At 63.5% G+C, this 16626-nt stretch carries 13 protein-coding genes; 6 read left to right on the top strand and 7 right to left on the bottom strand.

Going from position 1 to position 16626, the window contains the following annotated elements; all coding sequences use genetic code 11:
- Position 1: 1 nt before the first annotated feature.
- Positions 2-1318, bottom strand: coding sequence for a polyamine export protein PaeA (paeA, locus tag ETQ85_RS00070; protein WP_342781941.1), 1317 nt, complete (start codon positions 1316-1318; stop codon positions 2-4).
- Between the two features lie 24 nt (positions 1319-1342).
- Positions 1343-2464 (bottom strand): rhomboid family intramembrane serine protease, encoded by a 1122-nt coding sequence (locus ETQ85_RS00065; protein ID WP_148577093.1) that lies wholly within the window; start codon positions 2462-2464, stop codon positions 1343-1345.
- A gap of 188 nt (positions 2465-2652) precedes the next feature.
- On the opposite strand from ETQ85_RS00065, the gene ETQ85_RS00060 reads away from it, so the two are divergent.
- Positions 2653-3705, top strand: a complete 1053-nt coding sequence (locus tag ETQ85_RS00060; protein WP_187394520.1) for a GGDEF domain-containing protein — start codon at positions 2653-2655, stop codon at positions 3703-3705.
- A 27-nt stretch (positions 3706-3732) separates the two neighbouring features.
- Here ETQ85_RS00060 and ETQ85_RS00055 read toward each other — a convergent pair whose 3' ends face one another.
- The 3 genes from ETQ85_RS00055 to ETQ85_RS00045 form a co-directional block, all read right to left on the bottom strand.
- Positions 3733-4119 (bottom strand): hypothetical protein, encoded by a 387-nt coding sequence (locus ETQ85_RS00055; RefSeq protein WP_148577091.1) that lies wholly within the window; start codon positions 4117-4119, stop codon positions 3733-3735.
- Between the two features lie 2 nt (positions 4120-4121).
- Positions 4122-5096, bottom strand: a complete 975-nt coding sequence (locus ETQ85_RS00050) for a quinone oxidoreductase family protein (protein WP_148577090.1) — start codon at positions 5094-5096, stop codon at positions 4122-4124.
- A gap of 131 nt (positions 5097-5227) precedes the next feature.
- Positions 5228-7522, bottom strand: a complete 2295-nt coding sequence (locus ETQ85_RS00045) for an NADP-dependent malic enzyme (RefSeq protein WP_148577089.1) — start codon at positions 7520-7522, stop codon at positions 5228-5230.
- 342 nt (positions 7523-7864) lie between these two features.
- On the opposite strand from ETQ85_RS00045, the gene ETQ85_RS00040 reads away from it, so the two are divergent.
- A complete protein-coding gene (locus ETQ85_RS00040) occupies positions 7865-8635 on the top strand; it encodes a ParA family protein (RefSeq protein ID WP_148577088.1) in 771 nt (256 codons plus the stop codon).
- A 603-nt stretch (positions 8636-9238) separates the two neighbouring features.
- Here the strand turns inward: ETQ85_RS00040 and ETQ85_RS00035 are convergent.
- Positions 9239-11470: a UvrD-helicase domain-containing protein gene (locus ETQ85_RS00035; RefSeq protein ID WP_148577087.1), complete on the bottom strand. Its 2232-nt coding sequence runs from the start codon at positions 11468-11470 to the stop codon at positions 9239-9241.
- A gap of 390 nt (positions 11471-11860) precedes the next feature.
- Between ETQ85_RS00035 and ETQ85_RS00030 the strand changes: the two genes are divergently transcribed.
- Positions 11861-12187: a hypothetical protein gene (locus ETQ85_RS00030; RefSeq protein ID WP_148577086.1), complete on the top strand. Its 327-nt coding sequence runs from the start codon at positions 11861-11863 to the stop codon at positions 12185-12187.
- Positions 12188-12347: 160 nt separating this feature from the next.
- On the opposite strand, the gene ETQ85_RS00025 is transcribed toward ETQ85_RS00030, so the two are convergent.
- Positions 12348-12836 (bottom strand): REP-associated tyrosine transposase, encoded by a 489-nt coding sequence (locus tag ETQ85_RS00025; RefSeq protein WP_148577085.1) that lies wholly within the window; start codon positions 12834-12836, stop codon positions 12348-12350.
- 266 nt (positions 12837-13102) lie between these two features.
- On the opposite strand from ETQ85_RS00025, the gene yajC reads away from it, so the two are divergent.
- The 3 genes from yajC to secF all read left to right on the top strand — a co-directional run bounded on the left by yajC (position 13103) and on the right by secF (position 16435).
- On the top strand, positions 13103-13435 hold the full coding sequence (gene yajC / locus ETQ85_RS00020) for a preprotein translocase subunit YajC (RefSeq protein ID WP_148577084.1): 333 nt from the start codon (positions 13103-13105) through the stop codon (positions 13433-13435).
- Positions 13436-13513: 78 nt separating this feature from the next.
- Complete coding sequence (gene secD, locus ETQ85_RS00015; protein WP_148577083.1) at positions 13514-15376, top strand: protein translocase subunit SecD; 1863 nt, start codon at positions 13514-13516, stop codon at positions 15374-15376.
- Between the two features lie 126 nt (positions 15377-15502).
- Complete coding sequence (gene secF / locus ETQ85_RS00010; protein WP_148577082.1) at positions 15503-16435, top strand: protein translocase subunit SecF; 933 nt, start codon at positions 15503-15505, stop codon at positions 16433-16435.
- Positions 16436-16626 lie beyond the last annotated feature (191 nt).

The following is a 16626-nucleotide window of genomic DNA, read 5'->3' as shown; positions in this document are numbered from 1 at the left end:
TTCACCCATCGGCCGAGATTTCTCCGTCCGGCACGTCGAGGCGGGTAACCAGCAACTGGTCGATGCGGTGATTGTCCACGTCCATCACTTCAAAACGGTAGCCGCCAAACTCCACCCGGTCGGTACGCCGGGGGATCTTGCGCAGGTGATACATCATGAAGCCGGCGATGGTTTCGTAGTGCTCGTTGCCGCTGCCGTCGTCGATCTCGAGTACGCGCATCACGTCGGCCGCGGTGGTGGCGCCATCCACCAGCCAGCTGCGCTCGTCGCGGCGCAGGATCTGCTCCTCCTCCACCTGCTCCACATCGTCGCCGACCAGCGCGCGGATGATGTCGTTGAGAGTGATCACGCCGACCACCAGCGCGTATTCGTTGATGATCACCGCGAAGTCTTCGCGCGCCTCGCGAAAGCGCTCGAGCACCTCGCCCAGCGTCAGCGTGTCGGGCAAGGCCAGCAGCGGGTTGATCGGCGCGTCGGCCTTCATCGACAGCGACTGCCCCGCCAGCACCCGGTTGAGCAGATCCTTCGCATCCACGTAGCCGACCACCGTGTCGATGGCCCCGTCGCACACCGGAAAGCGGTTGAAGGGCCGCGTGGTGATCTTCTGGCGGATGCTCTCCTCGCTCTCCTGCAGCGTAAAGAACACCACGCTCTCGCGGGTCGTCATGGCCGACGGAGCACTGCGCGTATCCAGCCCGAAGACGTTCTCGATCAGCGCGTGCTCCTGCTCGGCAAAGCCGCCGGTCAGCGCGCCGGCTTCCACCATGGCGATGATCTCGTCCGGCGTCACCGTTTCATTGCGGGCGGTGGGCAAGCCGAGCAGGCGGAACATCAGGTTGGCCGCTTCGTTGTACAGCCACAACAGCGGGCGCAGCCAGCGGATCAGAAAGCCCATCGGCCCGGCCACCGCCATCGCCATGCGCTCCGGCGCCGCCATGCCGAGGCGCTTGGGCATCAAATCGGCAAACAGGATGAACAGCGAGGTGACCAACGTGAAGGACAACACAAAGGCCACCGTATCCAGGTGCCGGGCCGGCAGCAGCGGCTGCAGCACCCCGGTCAGCCACGGCGAGAAGGCCCCCTCGCCGACGATGCCGCCCATGATCGCCACCGCATTGAGGCCGATCTGTACCAGCGTGAAGAAAGGGCCCGGCTGCGCCTGCAGGGCCAGCACCCGGACGGCGGCGGCATCGCCCTCATCGGCCAGCACCGCCAGGCGCGCCTTGCGTGAAGCGGCGACCGAAATCTCGGACACCGAGAAAAAGGCGCTGATGGCCACCAGCAGCGCAATCAGCAGCATGTTCTGGAAAAAATCCACGTCGCTCTCCGTGCCTTCCGCAGCCTAGCGCCCGGCCGCCTCCATGGACTTGCGCAGACGCATTTGCAGCAGGATGTTGTCGGCCTGCACCTGCAGCGAACGGGAACGCTCGATCCATACCGCCTGGCGGGTCGACAAGGCCTGCGCCAGGGCGTGCAAGGCGTCCCGGCGGGTCGTCGCATAGTGAACCAGTTCGTCGCGCTGCCACTCGACCGCCTCCGGCGCCTGACGCCACGACAACTGGGTGATCTGCTGATCCCAGCGGGGAATGAACTCATGCTCCACCATCTCGAGCGCAGCCGCATCGGTGATCCGGCGCTGGCGCAGGTTTTCCATCAAGGCGGCCTGCTCGCGCAGCAACTCCTGCTCTTCGGTGGAAAACCGCTGGAGTGTCTGCTGGTAGGCCGTGTCGACTTCAAAGGTCCGCGCAACCTGCGGCGTCGCCTGCCAGAAGCCAAAACCGAGCGCCATCGCCAGCAGCACACCACCGCCCGTACGCAGGGACAGCCACTGCACCGGCCGAACGGCGGTCACCGGCGCAGCAAGGGCAGCCCCCAGCACCAGCCCGCCCGCCAGCCCGCCGAGGTGAGCCGCATTGTCGATACCCGGCAACGAAAAGCCGGCAAACAGCGAATAGCCGATGAAACCCAGCGTTGCCGAACGCATTTCGCGGAACACTTCGCCCGGCACCGACCCCCGCTGCAGCAGCAGGTAGGCCAGCAAGGCGCCATACACACCGAAGATCGCTCCCGAGGCCCCCACACTCACCGGCCCCTGCCGCCACCACAGGCTGGCCAGATTGCCGACGAGGCCGGCGCCCACATAAATCAACGCAAAACCGGCCCGCCCGAAAAGGCGCTCGATGATCTGCCCTGCCTGATGCAGGGCAAACATGTTGAGCCCCACATGAAGCAGCCCGCCGTGCAGGAACAGGGCCGTCAGCAGACGCCACTCCTGCCCCTTCTGGACCAATGGCGCGAAATTGCCGCCGGCACGGATCAGCAGATCGGAAGGGATCTGCATCGGGTTCATGGAGACCGCCGCGAGCAGCAGGAAGACCGCCGCATTGACGACAACCAGCCCACGGGTGACATCGGCCCGCTTGACACGGGAGAACAGCAGATTAATGAAAGTATCGTAATTCAAGACGGGGGTGCGGCATCGACAGGCAATGGCGCCGATTATACGCAAGGGGCTGACATCACCTCTTGTCCATCACGCCCGCAACATCGCACCGGTTCGTGAAGGAATGCTGTTCAGACATGCGAACGGGACACAGGAAGAAACATCCCTGCGCTAAAATGCGGCCCTACGCAGACCCCACCCGGGACACCATGATCCACGTCCTCAAACACGTCGAATCCATTACCCAGCACCGGGACCGCACCCTGCTGGAGCTCGGCGTTGCCTCGGCTCTGTTCGAGCTGGTCAAGGCCCGGGAGGTCAATCTCTACAAGGCCGTCATGCACGGCGACGACCACTACCTGTCGCGGGTCACCCACGTGGGCCAGGACGGTGTGCGCTACGTGCAGTCGGAATTCGACGAAGGGGGCGAGGCCGTGCCACTGCACACCCGCCCCGAAATGGTCGCCTGTGTCGAGCAGAGCCAGATCGTCCTGTTCAACGCCATCGAACGCGGCGAGTACGTGCACTGTTTCCCGATCAGCGTAGACCGGCGCGTGCTGGGGGTGCTGGAAGTCACCTGTACGGCGCCCCTCACCGAAGAAGACCTCGGCACCGCCGAAGGCTTTCTGGGCCTGTACCGCAACTACCTGAGCCTGCTGGACTACAGCGAGCGGGACACCCTCACCGGCATGCTCAACCGCAAGACCTTCGACGAGAACCTCGGCAAGATCCTGGCCGGCCTCGCCACAGTCGCCCCGACCGATGCAGACAGTACCGCCGCCCCCCTCCGGCGCCGCCAGCAGGACGACGGCAACCACTGGCTGGCGGTCGTCGATGTAGATCACTTCAAGCGCGTCAACGACCAGTTCGGCCACCTTTACGGCGACGAAGTGCTGCTTCTGCTGGCCCGCATCATGCGCGACAGCTTTCGCCACCAGGACAAGCTGTTCCGCTTCGGCGGCGAGGAATTCGTGGTCATCCTGCGGGCCATGGCCGACGATGAAGTCACCGTTGCCCTCGAACGCTTCCGGGAGGCCGTGGAAAACTACCGCTTCCCCCAGGTCGGACAGGTCACGGTCAGCGTCGGCTACACCTGCATCGACGCCCAGGACACCATCCCCGACATCGTCGGACGCGCCGACGACGCTCTCTACATGGCCAAGGAGAGCGGGCGCAACCAGCTGGCCCACTACGAGAAACTCGTCAGCGAAGGAAAAATCGCCACCCGCGAACAGCCGGACAGCGATATCGAGTTGTTCTGAAAAGTCGGCACGCGTGCCGCCGACTGCCTACTTCGCTGCAGCCTGGGCTGGCAAATCCTTGAGGGCCTGCTTGCGCTCGCCGTCAGCGGCGAAGACCAGCGCCTTCTGCTCATCGCTCAGCAGCACGTTCAAATCCCGCTCCAGAGAGCTGTAAATGCGCGACAGACGGTCGGTCAGGCGTCCCTTGGCCGGAATTGCCCGCAGCACCTGCTCGCGGCTCGCGCCGGTGATGACCATCACCTTATGGACAAAAACCTCCTCGATGCGGCGGGTTTCCGCATGCAGAAAAGCCGACTGCACCGGCGTCAGCACAAGAGGCTGCGGTGCCGCGGGCGGCGCTGCCACAACGGCCCCGGCGAGGGAGAGAGTGAGCGCCACGGCCACAAGGCACGGACGCAGGATAGAGACGTTCATCTTCACGGAATCAGTATGGTCGAACCGGTAGTCCGTCGCGCTTCGAGCTCACGGTGGGCCGTGGCGGCGTCGTGCAACGGGTAGCGCTGGTTGATGGAAAGGCGTACCTGGCCGGACGCCACCACGGAAAAGAGCTCAGCCGCCATGGCCAGCAAGTCGGCGCGGCGGGCCGTATAGGCAAACAGACTGGGCCGGGTCAGGAACAGCGACCCCATCTTGCCGAGCAGGCCCGGATCGAAGGGCGCCACCGGGCCGGAGGCGTTGCCAAAAGTCACCATCATGCCCAGCGGGCGCAGGCACGCGAGGGAATCCATGAAAGTGTCCTTGCCGATGGAATCGTAAACCACCGCCACCCCTTCGCCGCCGGTAATTTCACGCACCCGCGTGGAAACCGTCTCGCGGGTATACACAATGGTGTGGTCACAGCCGTGCAGACGGGCCAGCTCGGCCTTCTCGTCGGAACCCACGGTACCGATCACCGTTGCCCCGAGGGCCTTGGCCCACTGGCAGACAATCAGGCCGACACCGCCGGCAGCGGCGTGAATCAGGATGGTGTCGCCGGGCTGCACGCGGTAGGTACGGCGCAGCAGGTACTGGGCGGTAAGGCCCTGCAGCATCATCGCCGCGCCCTGCTCGAAGGACAGCGCGTCGGGCAGCCTCACCAGCCGGTCGGCAGGAATGTTGCGAATTTCGGAATAAGCGCCCAGCGGGCCACCGGCATAGGCCACCCGGTCGCCCGGAGCCAGATCGGACACGCCCTCGCCCACCGCGTCGACCACGCCGGCCGCTTCGAGGCCGATTCCGGAAGGCAGCGGCACCGGGTAGAGCCCGGAGCGATGATAGGTGTCGATGTAGTTGAGACCAACCGCGTGATGACGGAGACGCACCTCGCCGGCAGCGGGCGCCGGCACCTCGGCCTCGACCCATTGCAGGACTTCGGGGCCACCGGTACGTTCAAAGCGGATCAGACGGGACATGCAGCACCTCGCGGGCATCGATCAGGCGACGATTGTACCGGAGGGTGTGAGGTGAAGCGTCGGACTGAAGTCCGACCCACAGAATGCAGACTCTCCCTGTGGGTCGGACTTCAGTCCGACAAGGCGGTCAATCAGACCGGCAGTTCTTCGCGTTGCTCGAGCGCATCAACCACCGCCAGGGCGGTGATGTTGACCAGCCGGCGCACCGAGGCGGACGGGGTCAGGATGTGCACCGCGCGGGCCGGTCCGAGGAGGATCGGGCCGACGGAAACGCCGTCGCCGCTGGCAACCTTGAGCAGGTTGAAGGCGATGTTGGCCGCATCGAGGTTGGGCATGACCAGCAGGTTGGCTTCGCCGGTGAGGGTCGAATCCGGGTGCAGGTGCTCGCGGATCTCGGTCGACAGGGCCGAGTCACCGTGCATTTCACCATCGCACTGCAGATCCGGCGCCTTCAGACGCAGGATGTCGCGGGCTTCGCGCATCTTCGTGGAAGACGTGCTGCGGGCGCTGCCGAAGTTGGAGTGCGACAGCAGGGCGACCTTCGGCTCGATGCCGAAACGCTTCATCTCTTCGGCCGCCATCATGGCGATCTCGGCGGTTTCGTCGGCCGTCGGCAACTCGTTCACGTAGGTGTCGGTGATCGCCAGGATGCGCTGGGGCAGCAGCAGCACGTTCATCGCGGCGTACAGCGTGGCGCCGCGCTTCAGGCCGATGAGGTTCTGCACGTGACGGAAGTGGCTGTCGTAGGAGCCGGTGGTGCCGCAGATCAGCGCATCGGCGTCACCGCGACGCAGCAGCATGCAGCCGATCAGGGTGGTGTCGCTGCGCATCGCCTCGCGGGCGGAGTCCGGCGTCACGCCATCCCGGCCCATCAAACGGTAATACTCATGCGACAGCTCACGGTAACGGCTGTCGGACTCGGTGTTCACCACATCGAAATCGCGGCCGGCCACCAGGTTGAGGCCGAACTTCTCGATGCGCATGTCGATCACCGCCGGGCGACCGATGAGGATCGGGCGGGCCAGCTTCTCGTCAACCACCGCACGCACCGCGCGCAGCACGCGCTCGCTCTCGCCTTCCGCGTAGAGGACGCGCTTCTTGTCCTCGGGAATGGCCTTGGCCTTGGTGAACACCGGCTTCATGATGATGCCGGACTGGTACACAAACTCGTTGAGGCTCTGGACGTAGGCGTCCATGTCGATCGGGCGGGTTGCCACGCCGGAATCGATGGCGGCCTGGGCCACGGCCGGGGCGATCTTGACGATCAGGCGCGGATCGAAGGGCTTCGGGATCAGGTAGTTCGGGCCGAAGGACAGGTCGGCGCCGCCGTAGGCCTGGGCCACCACGTCGGACTGCTCGGCTTCGGCCAGTTCGGCAATCGCCTTCACGCAGGCCAGCTTCATTTCTTCGTTGATCTTGGTGGCGCCCACGTCAAGCGCGCCACGGAAGATGAACGGGAAGCACAGCACGTTGTTCACCTGGTTCGGATAATCCGAACGGCCGGTGGCGATGATCGCGTCGGAACGCACTTCCTTGACCAGCTCCGGCATGATTTCCGGCGTCGGGTTGGCCAGCGCGAAGATCAGCGGCTTGTCGGCCATGGTCTTGACCATGTCCTGCTTGACCACGCCGGCAGCCGACAGGCCGAGGAACACGTCGGCACCAACCATGGCATCAGCCAGGCTGCGGCAGTCGGTCTTCTGGGCGTAACGCGCCTTGGTCGGCTCCATGTTTTCTTCACGGCCGACGTAGATCACACCCTTGGAATCGCACACGAAGACGTTCTCGCGGCTGATACCGAGGCTGCACCACAGCTCGAGGCAGGCAATGGCGGCAGCGCCGGCGCCCGACACCACGACCTTGACCTTGTCGATATCCTTGCCGACGACCTTCAGGCCGTTGAGCATGGCGGCGGCGGAGATGATGGCGGTGCCGTGCTGGTCGTCGTGGAAGACCGGAATGTTCATGCGCTCGCGGAGCTTCTTCTCGATGTAGAAGCACTCGGGCGCCTTGATGTCTTCGAGGTTCACGCCACCGAGGGTCGGCTCGAGGGCGGCGATCATGTCGATCAGCTTGTCCGGGTCGTTCTCGGCCAACTCGATATCGAAGACGTCGATGTTGGCGAACTTCTTGAACAGGCAGGCCTTGCCTTCCATGACCGGCTTGGACGCCAGCGGGCCGATGTTGCCGAGGCCGAGCACTGCCGTGCCATTGGTGATCACGGCCACCAGGTTGCCGCGGGAGGTGTATTCCTGCGCGTCGGCCGGATTGGCCACAATCGCGTCACAAGCCGCAGCCACGCCGGGCGAGTAGGCCAGCGCCAGATCGCGCTGATTGGTCAAACCCTTGGTCGGAACCACCGAAATCTTGCCGCGCGTGGGGCTGCGGTGATAGTCGAGGGCGGCGGCGATGAAATCCTTGTCCATGTTCTCTCTTCTCTCAAAACGGCTGAAACGCACTTCGCCCTGGAACCAGCCGCAAGGCCGATGGCGAGGGGAAGAGCGATAGTCTGTGCCTGAAGCCTGAAATTTTCCTGGATACCCGGAAACGGGCATGTGCCTTATATGACGGCCGTGCGACTAACCCTGTGCTTCGCATGACCGGAGTTTCGCCACCGGGAGGAGGCAACGAAGACTTCGTGTTATTTGAATAAGAGTTTACCCGACCCACGGCGTTTGCGCACCCTCGGCAATTACGGATGACAGCCCAATGCGTGGCACAATCGCGCGCATTCCGACATGCATGACCAAAGACAGGGGACAAAAAAGATGCGACGCGTGGTGTTCAACCAGAAGGGCGGCGTGGGCAAATCCACCATTACCTGCAACCTGGCGGCGATCAGTGCCCACCAGGGCCTGCGCACGCTGGTGGTGGATCTGGACCCGCAGGGCAACTCCACCCACTACCTGATGGGCGACGCGGCCGACAACGTGGACGACACCCTCGCCGGCTTCTTCAACCAGACCCTGTCCTTCAACTTCAACCCCAAAAAGACCGCCGAGTTCGTGCATGAAACGCCCTTCCCCGGGCTGTCGATCATGCCCTCGCACCCCAACCTGGAAGAACTGCAGGGCAAGCTGGAGTCGCGCTACAAGATCTTCAAGCTGCGCGACGCACTGGATGAACTGGAAGACGACTTCGACGCCATCTTCATCGACACCCCGCCGGCGCTCAACTTCTACACCCGCTCGGCGCTGATCGCCACCCAGTTGTGCCTGATTCCCTTCGACTGCGATGACTTCTCACGCCGCGCGCTGTACTCACTGATGCAGAACGTCGAAGAGATCAAGGCCGACCACAACCGCAAGCTGGAAGTGGAAGGCATCGTCGTCAACCAGTTCCAGCCTCGCGCCAGCCTGCCGCAAAAACTCGTCCAGGAACTCCTCGACGAAGGCCTGCCGATCTTCAAGACCTATCTGTCCAGCTCGATCAAGATCCGCGAAAGCCACGAACAGGCCAAGCCGATGATCCACCTCGACCCCAAGCACAAGCTCGCCCAGGAATTCTCCGCCCTGCACGACGAACTGCGCAAAAGCTAAGCCCCCCGTGGGTCGGACTTCAGTCCGACTGCGCACGCTCAGCCCGTGTTGCGCATACTTAACCCGTGTTGTCGGACTGAAGTCCGACCCACAAAGTCAGCACTCCTGGATCAGCCTGCGGCAAGCGCTGGGCCAGCCATTTCCGGCGCGACACGGGGAATAGCGCCCTTCCCCCGTGGGTCGGACTTCAGTCCGACTGCACACGCCCGGCCCGTGTTGCGCATACTTAACCCGTGTTGTCGGACTGAAGTCCGACCCACAAAGTCAGCACTCCTGGATCAGCCTGCGGCAAGCGCTGGGCCAGCCATTTCCGGCGCGACACGGGGAATAGCGCCCTTCCCCCGTGGGTCGGACTTCAGTCCGACTGCGCACGCCTGGCCCGTGCTGCGCATACTTAACCCGTGTTGTCGGACTGAAGTCCGACCCACAAAGTCAGCACTCCTGGATCAGCCTGCGGCAAGCGCTGGGCCAGCCATTTCCGGCGCGACACGGGGAATAGCGCCCTTCCCCCGTGGGTCGGACTTCAGTCCGACTGCGCACGCTCAGCCCGTGCTGCGCATACTTAACCCGTGTTGTCGGACTGAAGTCCGACCCACAGGAGGATCATCCGCTCACTGGGGTGAGTTTTGCGACGGCCAGCATCAGCCACTTGGTGCCGGCATCGGCGCCGAACTTCACCTGGACGCGGGCATCGTTGCCGCTGCCTTCGGCGGCGACGATGACGCCGTCACCGAAGCGTGCGTGGGTCACGTTCTGGCCAATCGACAAGCCGCCCAGATCCCGCGAGCGCAGCAGCGGAGGGGGCGGCATGCTCGGCATGGCCTGCTTCGACGAGTTCGGGCTGAAGTAACGGGCCGACGGTTCCGACACGAAGCTGCGCCGGGGTGACGGCGGCGTCAGCCACTTCGTCAGCCCCTCGGGGATTTCCTCCAGGAAGCGCGAGCGCAGGTTGTAGCGAACCTGGCCGTGAAGCATGCGGCTCTGCGTGAAGGACAAATACAGGCGATGACGCGCGCGCGTGACCGCCACGTACATCAGGCGCCGCTCCTCCTCCAGCCCGTCCTCGGCCTGGGCGCTGTTCTCATGGGGGAACAGCCCCTCCTCCAGCCCCGACAGAAATACCACGTCGAACTCCAGCCCCTTGGCCGCATGGACGGTCATCAACTGCACCGCCTCCATGCCCGGGTCGGCCTGATGGTCGCCCGCCTCCAGCGACGCATGGGCCAGAAACTCGGCCAGCACCGAGTTCATCTCGACCACCGGCTCGTCCGGTAACTGGCCGGCGCCCGCTTCGGTACTGAAGTTAACCGCCGCGTTGATCAGTTCGTCCAGGTTCTCCAGACGCTCCTGGCCTTCCTTCTCGGCCTGATAATGCGCACGCAGACCCGATACCTCGATCACATGCGCCACCACCTCGTAGAGCGGCAGACTCGCCGTCTCCTTGCGCAGGCGCTCGATCAGCATCACGAACTGGGCCAGCGCCGTGCCCGGCTTGCCCGACAGGTGCGGCACCGTCTGGTACAGCGGCGTATTGAAAACCCGCGACGCGTCCACCAGGGCTTCAATTGAACGGGCGCCGATGCCGCGGGTCGGGAAGTTCACCACCCGGTTGAAGGCCGTGTCGTCGTCCGGATTGTTGATCAGGCGCAGGTAAGCCAGCGCGTGCTTCACTTCCTGACGCTCGAAGAAGCGCAGCCCGCCATACACCCGATAGGCCACCCCGCTGGAAAACAGCTGATGCTCCAGCACGCGCGACTGGGCGTTGGAGCGGTAGAGCAGCGCGATGTTCGCCCGGCTCGTCCCCTCCCGCACCAGCGACTGGATCTCCTCGACGATCCAGCGCGCCTCGTCGGTGTCGGTGAAAGCCTCGTAGACGCGGATTGGCTCACCGGCGCCGCGGTCGGTCCATAAACTTTTGCCGAGACGCTTGCTGTTGTTGGCGATCAGCGCGTTGGCCGCATCCAGGATGTTGCCGTGGGAGCGGTAATTCTGCTCCAGGCGGATCACGCTGCTCACCTTGTACTCACGCTCGAAGTCACGCATGTTGCCGATCTCGGCGCCCCGGAAGCCGTAGATCGACTGGTCGTCGTCGCCCACGCAGAACAGGCTCGCCCCACCTTCATGCCCGCCGTCGGCCAGCAAGCTCAGCCAGCGGTACTGGAGCACGTTCGTATCCTGGAACTCATCCACCAGGATATGGCGGAAACGGGCCTGGTAATGCCGGCGAATCGGCTCGTTGCGCTGAAGCAATTCATAGCTGCGCAGCAGCAATTCAGGGAAATCCACAACTGCCTCACGCTGGCACTGTGCTTCATACTCTGCGTAAAGCTCGACCCGGCGCTTCGTGAAATCATCCCAGGCCTCGACGGCAGCAGGCCTCAAGCCCGCCTCCTTCTTGCCGTTGATGAAGTGCTGCAACTCACGTGGCGGAAATTTTTCATCATCCACATTGAGCGTCTTCAACAAACGCTTGATCGACGCAAGCTGATCGCCCGAATCCAGAATCTGGAACAGCTGGGGCAACCCGGCATCCCGGTGATGGGCGCGCAGGAAGCGGTTGCACAGTCCGTGGAAAGTACCAATCCACATGCCCCGCGTGTTGATCGGAAACATCGCCGACAGGCGCGTCACCATCTCTTTGGCGGCCTTGTTGGTAAAGGTCACCGCGAGGATGCCCTGGGGGCTGCAAAAGCCGCTCTGGATCAGCCAGGCAATCCGCGTGGTCAACACCCGGGTCTTCCCGGAGCCGGCGCCGGCGAGAATCAGGGCGTGCTGAGGCGGCAGCGTTACCGCGGCAAGCTGTTCAGGATTGAGGTTGTCGAGAAGCTGGGACATGGATCGGTACGGTGTGCGGCGAAGCGCGCCATTCTACCGCCCGGGGCAGGAATCTCCCCGTTCCCGTGGGTCGGACTTCAGTCCGACAACACGGTCTGAAAGTGCGCTGTCGGACTGAAGTCCGACCCACGAAAGGGGTGTTGCAAAGCCCCGACAGTCCGTGACGGAATACTTGAAACAAAACGAAATGGCGCTTGCAGTCACCGAAGCAAGTACCTAAACTGACATTGTGCAATGCAACAAACAAACACCCAGAGGGCTGCCGGATCTTTGTTAATAAAGGTAAAACGCTGAAATTATTGATATTGCAGCGCACCACAAGACTGCCGTACGAGCAGTCGCGACAAGCAGCCCCGTTTGTTTGATGCCCCAAATACAGGAGTAACAGCGATGAAAGCACCGAAACTATTACCGTGGTACGCCCGCAAGGCGGGCGTCTCCGTAGAACGCGCCGAAGCCCTCTGGCGCAAGGCCCTCCGTGAAGCCACCGCCGACACCGGCTGGGTGGGCACATCCGAATACTGGGGCGTCGCCGAAGCCCGCTTTCTCGAACTGCTGAAGGAAGAGCAAAGCACCCTCTGTGCGCCGCACGTCGAAGGTTTCATGCGCAGCCAGCACCGCATGGGCCTCCTGCCCCTGCTGGCCGCCGAGCAAATGTTTACCGCAATGGCCGCCAATTGGCAGCGTTTTTGCAACCAGATGAGCAAAGCGGCCTGATAACGCCGCCGCCAGCCCCCTGACGGGCCGGCCCAAACGAGTTTTTCTCCCTCCTCTCCCTCGTGGAGATTTGACGGCGTCTGTCGAAAGGCAGACGCCGCTTTTTTTCGTCCATTTTTCAGCCCCCTTGTGGGTCGGACTTCAGTCCGACAGCGCGCGTTCAGCCTCCGCGTCGGACTGAAGTCCGATCCACAGGGGGCTGGATCCAGATGGCGTCCCAGAGGGGATGATCGGCGATGCGCGGCACCAAGCCGGCGCGCAGGGGGTTGGCGATGAGGTAGCGGGCAGCGCTGAGGAGGTCTTCATCCTTGCGCAAGGCGCGATCATGGAAACCGGGCTGCCAGACGGGGCCACGGCTTGCGCGGGCGGCATTGAGTGCCCGGGCGCTGCGGCCCTTGAAGCGCTGCATCAACTGATCAAGCGACAAGCCTTCCGGCAACTGGACCAGCCAATGCACATGATCCGGCATGACGACCCACGCCAGGGACAGGCCGGGGTGCGCGAGGGCGAGCGTGTGGAACACCCCGGCGACCTGCCGCCCAAGCTGAAAATCCTCAAACCAGGGGGTGCGGCCCCAGGTTACGGCGGTGAGAAAGTAGATCTGGCCCGGAATCGATACACGGCCTTTGCGGAGGTCGTTGTAGGGCATGGGGAGGGGGAGCGGGAAATTGGATTGGCATTATTTTAGCGCGAGTTGTCGGGCTGAAGTCCGACCCACAGGGGGTGTTTTGGGCATTTTGTCGGGCTGAAGGCTGGCCCACGGGGGATGTTGTGGGTCGGACTTTAGTCCGACAACCCGCGCGGAACCTCTGCGTCACACTTCAGTCCGACCCACGGGCCGCTATGCCCGGTCGAAAGCCGGCAAGCTCCTGCTGCTATAATCCACCGCTTTGCATCTGCCCTCTGGAGTTTAATGTGCTGATTTCCAATGCCTTTGCCCAAGCCGCCCCGGCTGCTGCGCAAGATCCGCTGTCTGGCCTGACCAGCATGCTGCCGATGGTGTTCGTGTTCGTCGTGCTGTATTTCATGATGATCCGGCCGCAAATGAAGCGTGCCAAAGAACACAAGGCCCTGCTCGAAGGTCTGCAAAAGAACGACGAAGTGCTGACCCAGGGCGGCATCGTCGGGAAGGTTGTGCAGATCAGCGACAGCTACGTGCACATCGAAGTCTCCCCCAACACCCAGATCATCGTCCAGAAGCAGGCCATCGGCACCGTGCTGCCGAAGGGCACCCTCAAGTCGATCTGATCCGGCTCGCGGCCGGGGCGCCTCTGCCCTGGCCGTCCCAATGTCGCCGCGCCTGTCTCCCTTCCTTTCCGCCCGACCATGAACCGCTACCCTCTCTGGAAAAATATCCTCATCGGCATCGTCATGCTGTGGGGACTGATCTACACCCTGCCGAATTTCTACGGGGAGGTGCCGGCCGTCCAGGTCTCCAGCGGCAAGGCCACCCTCAAGATCGACGCTGCCGCCACCACCCGGCGCCTGGAAGAAAGCCTGAGCACCGCCGGCATCCAGCACGACGGCCTGTTTGCCGACCTCACCAGTGTGCGGGCGCGCTTTCGCGACACCGACACCCAGCTGAAGGCCAAGGACGCCATCGAAAAGGCCTTCAACCCGGATGCCACCGACCCCTCCTACGTGGTCGCCCTCAACCTGCTGTCGGCCAGCCCGCAATGGCTCACCAACATCGGCGCACTGCCCATGTACCTGGGGCTCGACCTGCGCGGCGGGGTGCACTTCCTGCTGCAAGTGGACATGAAGGGCGCCGTCACCAAGCGCCTCGACGCCACCACCGGCGATCTGCGCACCCTCATGCGCGACAAGAACGTACGCCACGCCGGCATCAGCCGTGAAGGCCAGAGCGTCGTGATCCGCTTCCGTGACGTGGAAAGCCAGGCCCGCGGCCGCGCCGTCATCAGCACCAGCAGCAACGACCTGCAACTGGTCGAAGGCCAGGACGGCGCCGACTTCAAGATCACCGCCACCCTGACCCCGATGGCCCAGAAGACCATCCAGGAATTCGCCATCAAGCAGAACATCACCACCCTGCACAACCGGATCAACGAACTCGGCGTGGCCGAACCCGTCATCCAGCAGCAGGGGCTCGACCGCATCGTCGTGCAACTGCCCGGCGTGCAGGACGTCGCCAAGGCCAAGGACATCCTCGGCCGCACCGCCACCCTCGAAATCCGCATGGTGGACGAAACCCCCGGCGCCCTCGAAGCCGCCATGACCGGCGCCATTCCGGCCGGCACCGAGCTCTACAACGAGCGCGGCGGCCGCCCGCTGCTGGTCAAGAAGCAGGTCGTGCTGACCGGCGAACGCCTCACCGACGCCCAGCCCGGCTTCGACGGCCAGACCCAGGAAGCCGCCGTGCACCTCACCCTCGATGCCGCCGGTGCGCGCATCTTCAAGGACGTGACCCGCGAGAACATCAACAAGCGCATGGCCATCCTGCTCATCGAGAAGGGCAAGGGCGAAGTCGTTACCGCCCCGGTCATCCGCGGTGAAATCGGCGGCGGTCGCGTGCAGATCTCCGGCCGCATGAGTTCCGAAGAAGCCACCGACACCGCCCTGCTGCTGCGCGCCGGCTCGCTGGCCGCACCGATGGAAATCATCGAGGAACGCACCATCGGCCCGAGCCTGGGCGCCGAGAACATCAGCAAGGGCTTCCACTCCACCCTGTGGGGCTTCGTCGCCATCGGCGTCTTCATGTGCCTCTACTACATGCTGTTTGGCCTGGTATCGGTGATTGCACTGGCCTCCAACCTGCTGTTGCTGGTGGCCCTGCTGTCGCTGCTGCAAGCCACGCTGACCCTGCCCGGCATCGCCGCCATCGCGCTGACCCTCGGCATGGCCATCGACGCCAACGTGCTCATCAACGAGCGCATCCGCGAAGAACTGCGCAACGGCTCCAGCCCGCAGGCCGCCATCGCAACCGGCTACGACCGGGCCTTCGACACCATTCTCGACTCCAACGTCACCACCCTGATCGCCGGTGTCGCCCTGCTCGTCTTCGGCTCCGGCCCTGTGCGCGGTTTCGCGGTGGTGCATTGCCTCGGCATCCTCACCTCCATGTTCAGCGCCATCCTCGTCTCGCGCGGCCTCGTCAACCTGATCTACGGCAGGAAGCGCAAGCTCGAAAAACTGGCCATCGGGCAGATCTGGAAAGCCGACGCCAACTGATACCACTCCCCGTGGGTCGGACTTCAGTCCGACAACGCGGGCTGAACGTGGGATGTCGGACTGAAGTCCGACCCACCAAGGCCTCCCGACCCACAGATATCCACTCTTATTTGAACAGTCACTGCCATGGAATTTTTCCGAATCCGCAAAGACATCCCGTTCATGAAGCATGCGCTGGTGTTCAACGTCATCTCGTTGGTCACCTTCCTGCTGGCGGTGTTCTTCCTTGCCACCAAGGGGCTGCATTTCAGCGTCGAATTTACCGGCGGCACGCTGATGGAAGTCAGCTACACCGAAGCCCCGCAGCTCGAAAAGATTCGCGACAGCCTCGGCAAGGAAGGCTACCAGGACGCCCAGGTGCAGAACTTCGGCAGCGCCCGCGACGTGCTCATCCGCCTGCCCAACCGGGAAGGCATGGAAACCGGCAAAGTCAGCGAAAAAGTCATGGCCAGCCTCAACGCCCTGGAAGGCCCCAAGCCCGAAATGCGCCGCGTCGAATTTGTCGGCCCGCAAGTCGGCAAGGAACTCGCCTCCGACGGCGCCATGGCCCTGCTGCTGGTCATCGGCGGCATCGTGCTGTACCTGGCGATGCGCTTCGAATGGCGCTTTGCCGTGTCGGCCATCATCGCCAACCTGCACGACGTGATCATCATCCTGGGCTTCTTCGCCCTGTTCCAGTGGGAATTCTCGCTGCCCGTACTGGCCGCCACCCTCGCCGTGCTCGGCTACTCGGTGAACGAATCGGTAGTGGTCTTCGACCGCGTCCGTGAAACCTTCAAGAAAAAGCGCGGCCTGACCACCCCCCAGGTGCTCGACCATGCCATCACCAGCACCATCAGCCGCACCATCATCACCCACGGCTCCACCCAGATCATGGTGCTGTCGATGCTGCTGTTCGGCGGCGAAACCCTGTACTACTTCTCCCTGGCCCTGACCATCGGCATCTGCTTCGGCATCTACTCCTCCGTGCTGGTCGCCAGCCCGCTCGTCATGTGGCTCGGCGTATCCCGCGAGCAGTTCATGCAAGTGAAGAAGGAAAAGCAGGAAATTGTTGTTTGAAGCTTGAAGCTTGAACAGCACAAGGGGCTGCCATCTGGCAGCCCCTTTTCATTTTGTGGATCGGTGCGCGTTGTGTGGGTCGGACTTCAGTCCGACAGCGCAGGTTCGGCGGGGGGAGTCGGACTGAAGTCCGACCCACGGGGACGGGGTGGGTTTTGTGGGTCGGACTTCAGTCCGACGGCGCGGGCTCG

This window comes from Zoogloea oleivorans (genome assembly GCF_008107625.1).
GTDB classification, from domain to species: domain Bacteria; phylum Pseudomonadota; class Gammaproteobacteria; order Burkholderiales; family Rhodocyclaceae; genus Zoogloea; species Zoogloea oleivorans.
The sequence above is the reverse complement of the archived record's forward strand: the minus strand, read 5'-3'. Positions and strand labels throughout refer to the sequence as shown.

Bases quoted from the DNA above. Each gene is read 5' to 3' on its own strand.
- ETQ85_RS00060 (WP_187394520.1), top strand. From the start codon at position 2,653: ATGATCCACGTCCTCAAACACGTCGAATCCATTACCCAGCACCGGGAC.
- ETQ85_RS00055 (WP_148577091.1), bottom strand. From the start codon at position 4,119: ATGAACGTCTCTATCCTGCGTCCGTGCCTTGTGGCCGTGGCGCTCACT.
- ETQ85_RS00050 (WP_148577090.1), bottom strand. From the start codon at position 5,096: ATGTCCCGTCTGATCCGCTTTGAACGTACCGGTGGCCCCGAAGTCCTG.
- ETQ85_RS00045 (WP_148577089.1), bottom strand. From the start codon at position 7,522: ATGGACAAGGATTTCATCGCCGCCGCCCTCGACTATCACCGCAGCCCC.
- ETQ85_RS00040 (WP_148577088.1), top strand. From the start codon at position 7,865: ATGCGACGCGTGGTGTTCAACCAGAAGGGCGGCGTGGGCAAATCCACC.
- ETQ85_RS00035 (WP_148577087.1), bottom strand. From the start codon at position 11,470: ATGTCCCAGCTTCTCGACAACCTCAATCCTGAACAGCTTGCCGCGGTA.
- ETQ85_RS00030 (WP_148577086.1), top strand. From the start codon at position 11,861: ATGAAAGCACCGAAACTATTACCGTGGTACGCCCGCAAGGCGGGCGTC.
- ETQ85_RS00025 (WP_148577085.1), bottom strand. From the start codon at position 12,836: ATGCCCTACAACGACCTCCGCAAAGGCCGTGTATCGATTCCGGGCCAG.
- secD (WP_148577083.1), top strand. From the start codon at position 13,514: ATGAACCGCTACCCTCTCTGGAAAAATATCCTCATCGGCATCGTCATG.
- secF (WP_148577082.1), top strand. From the start codon at position 15,503: ATGGAATTTTTCCGAATCCGCAAAGACATCCCGTTCATGAAGCATGCG.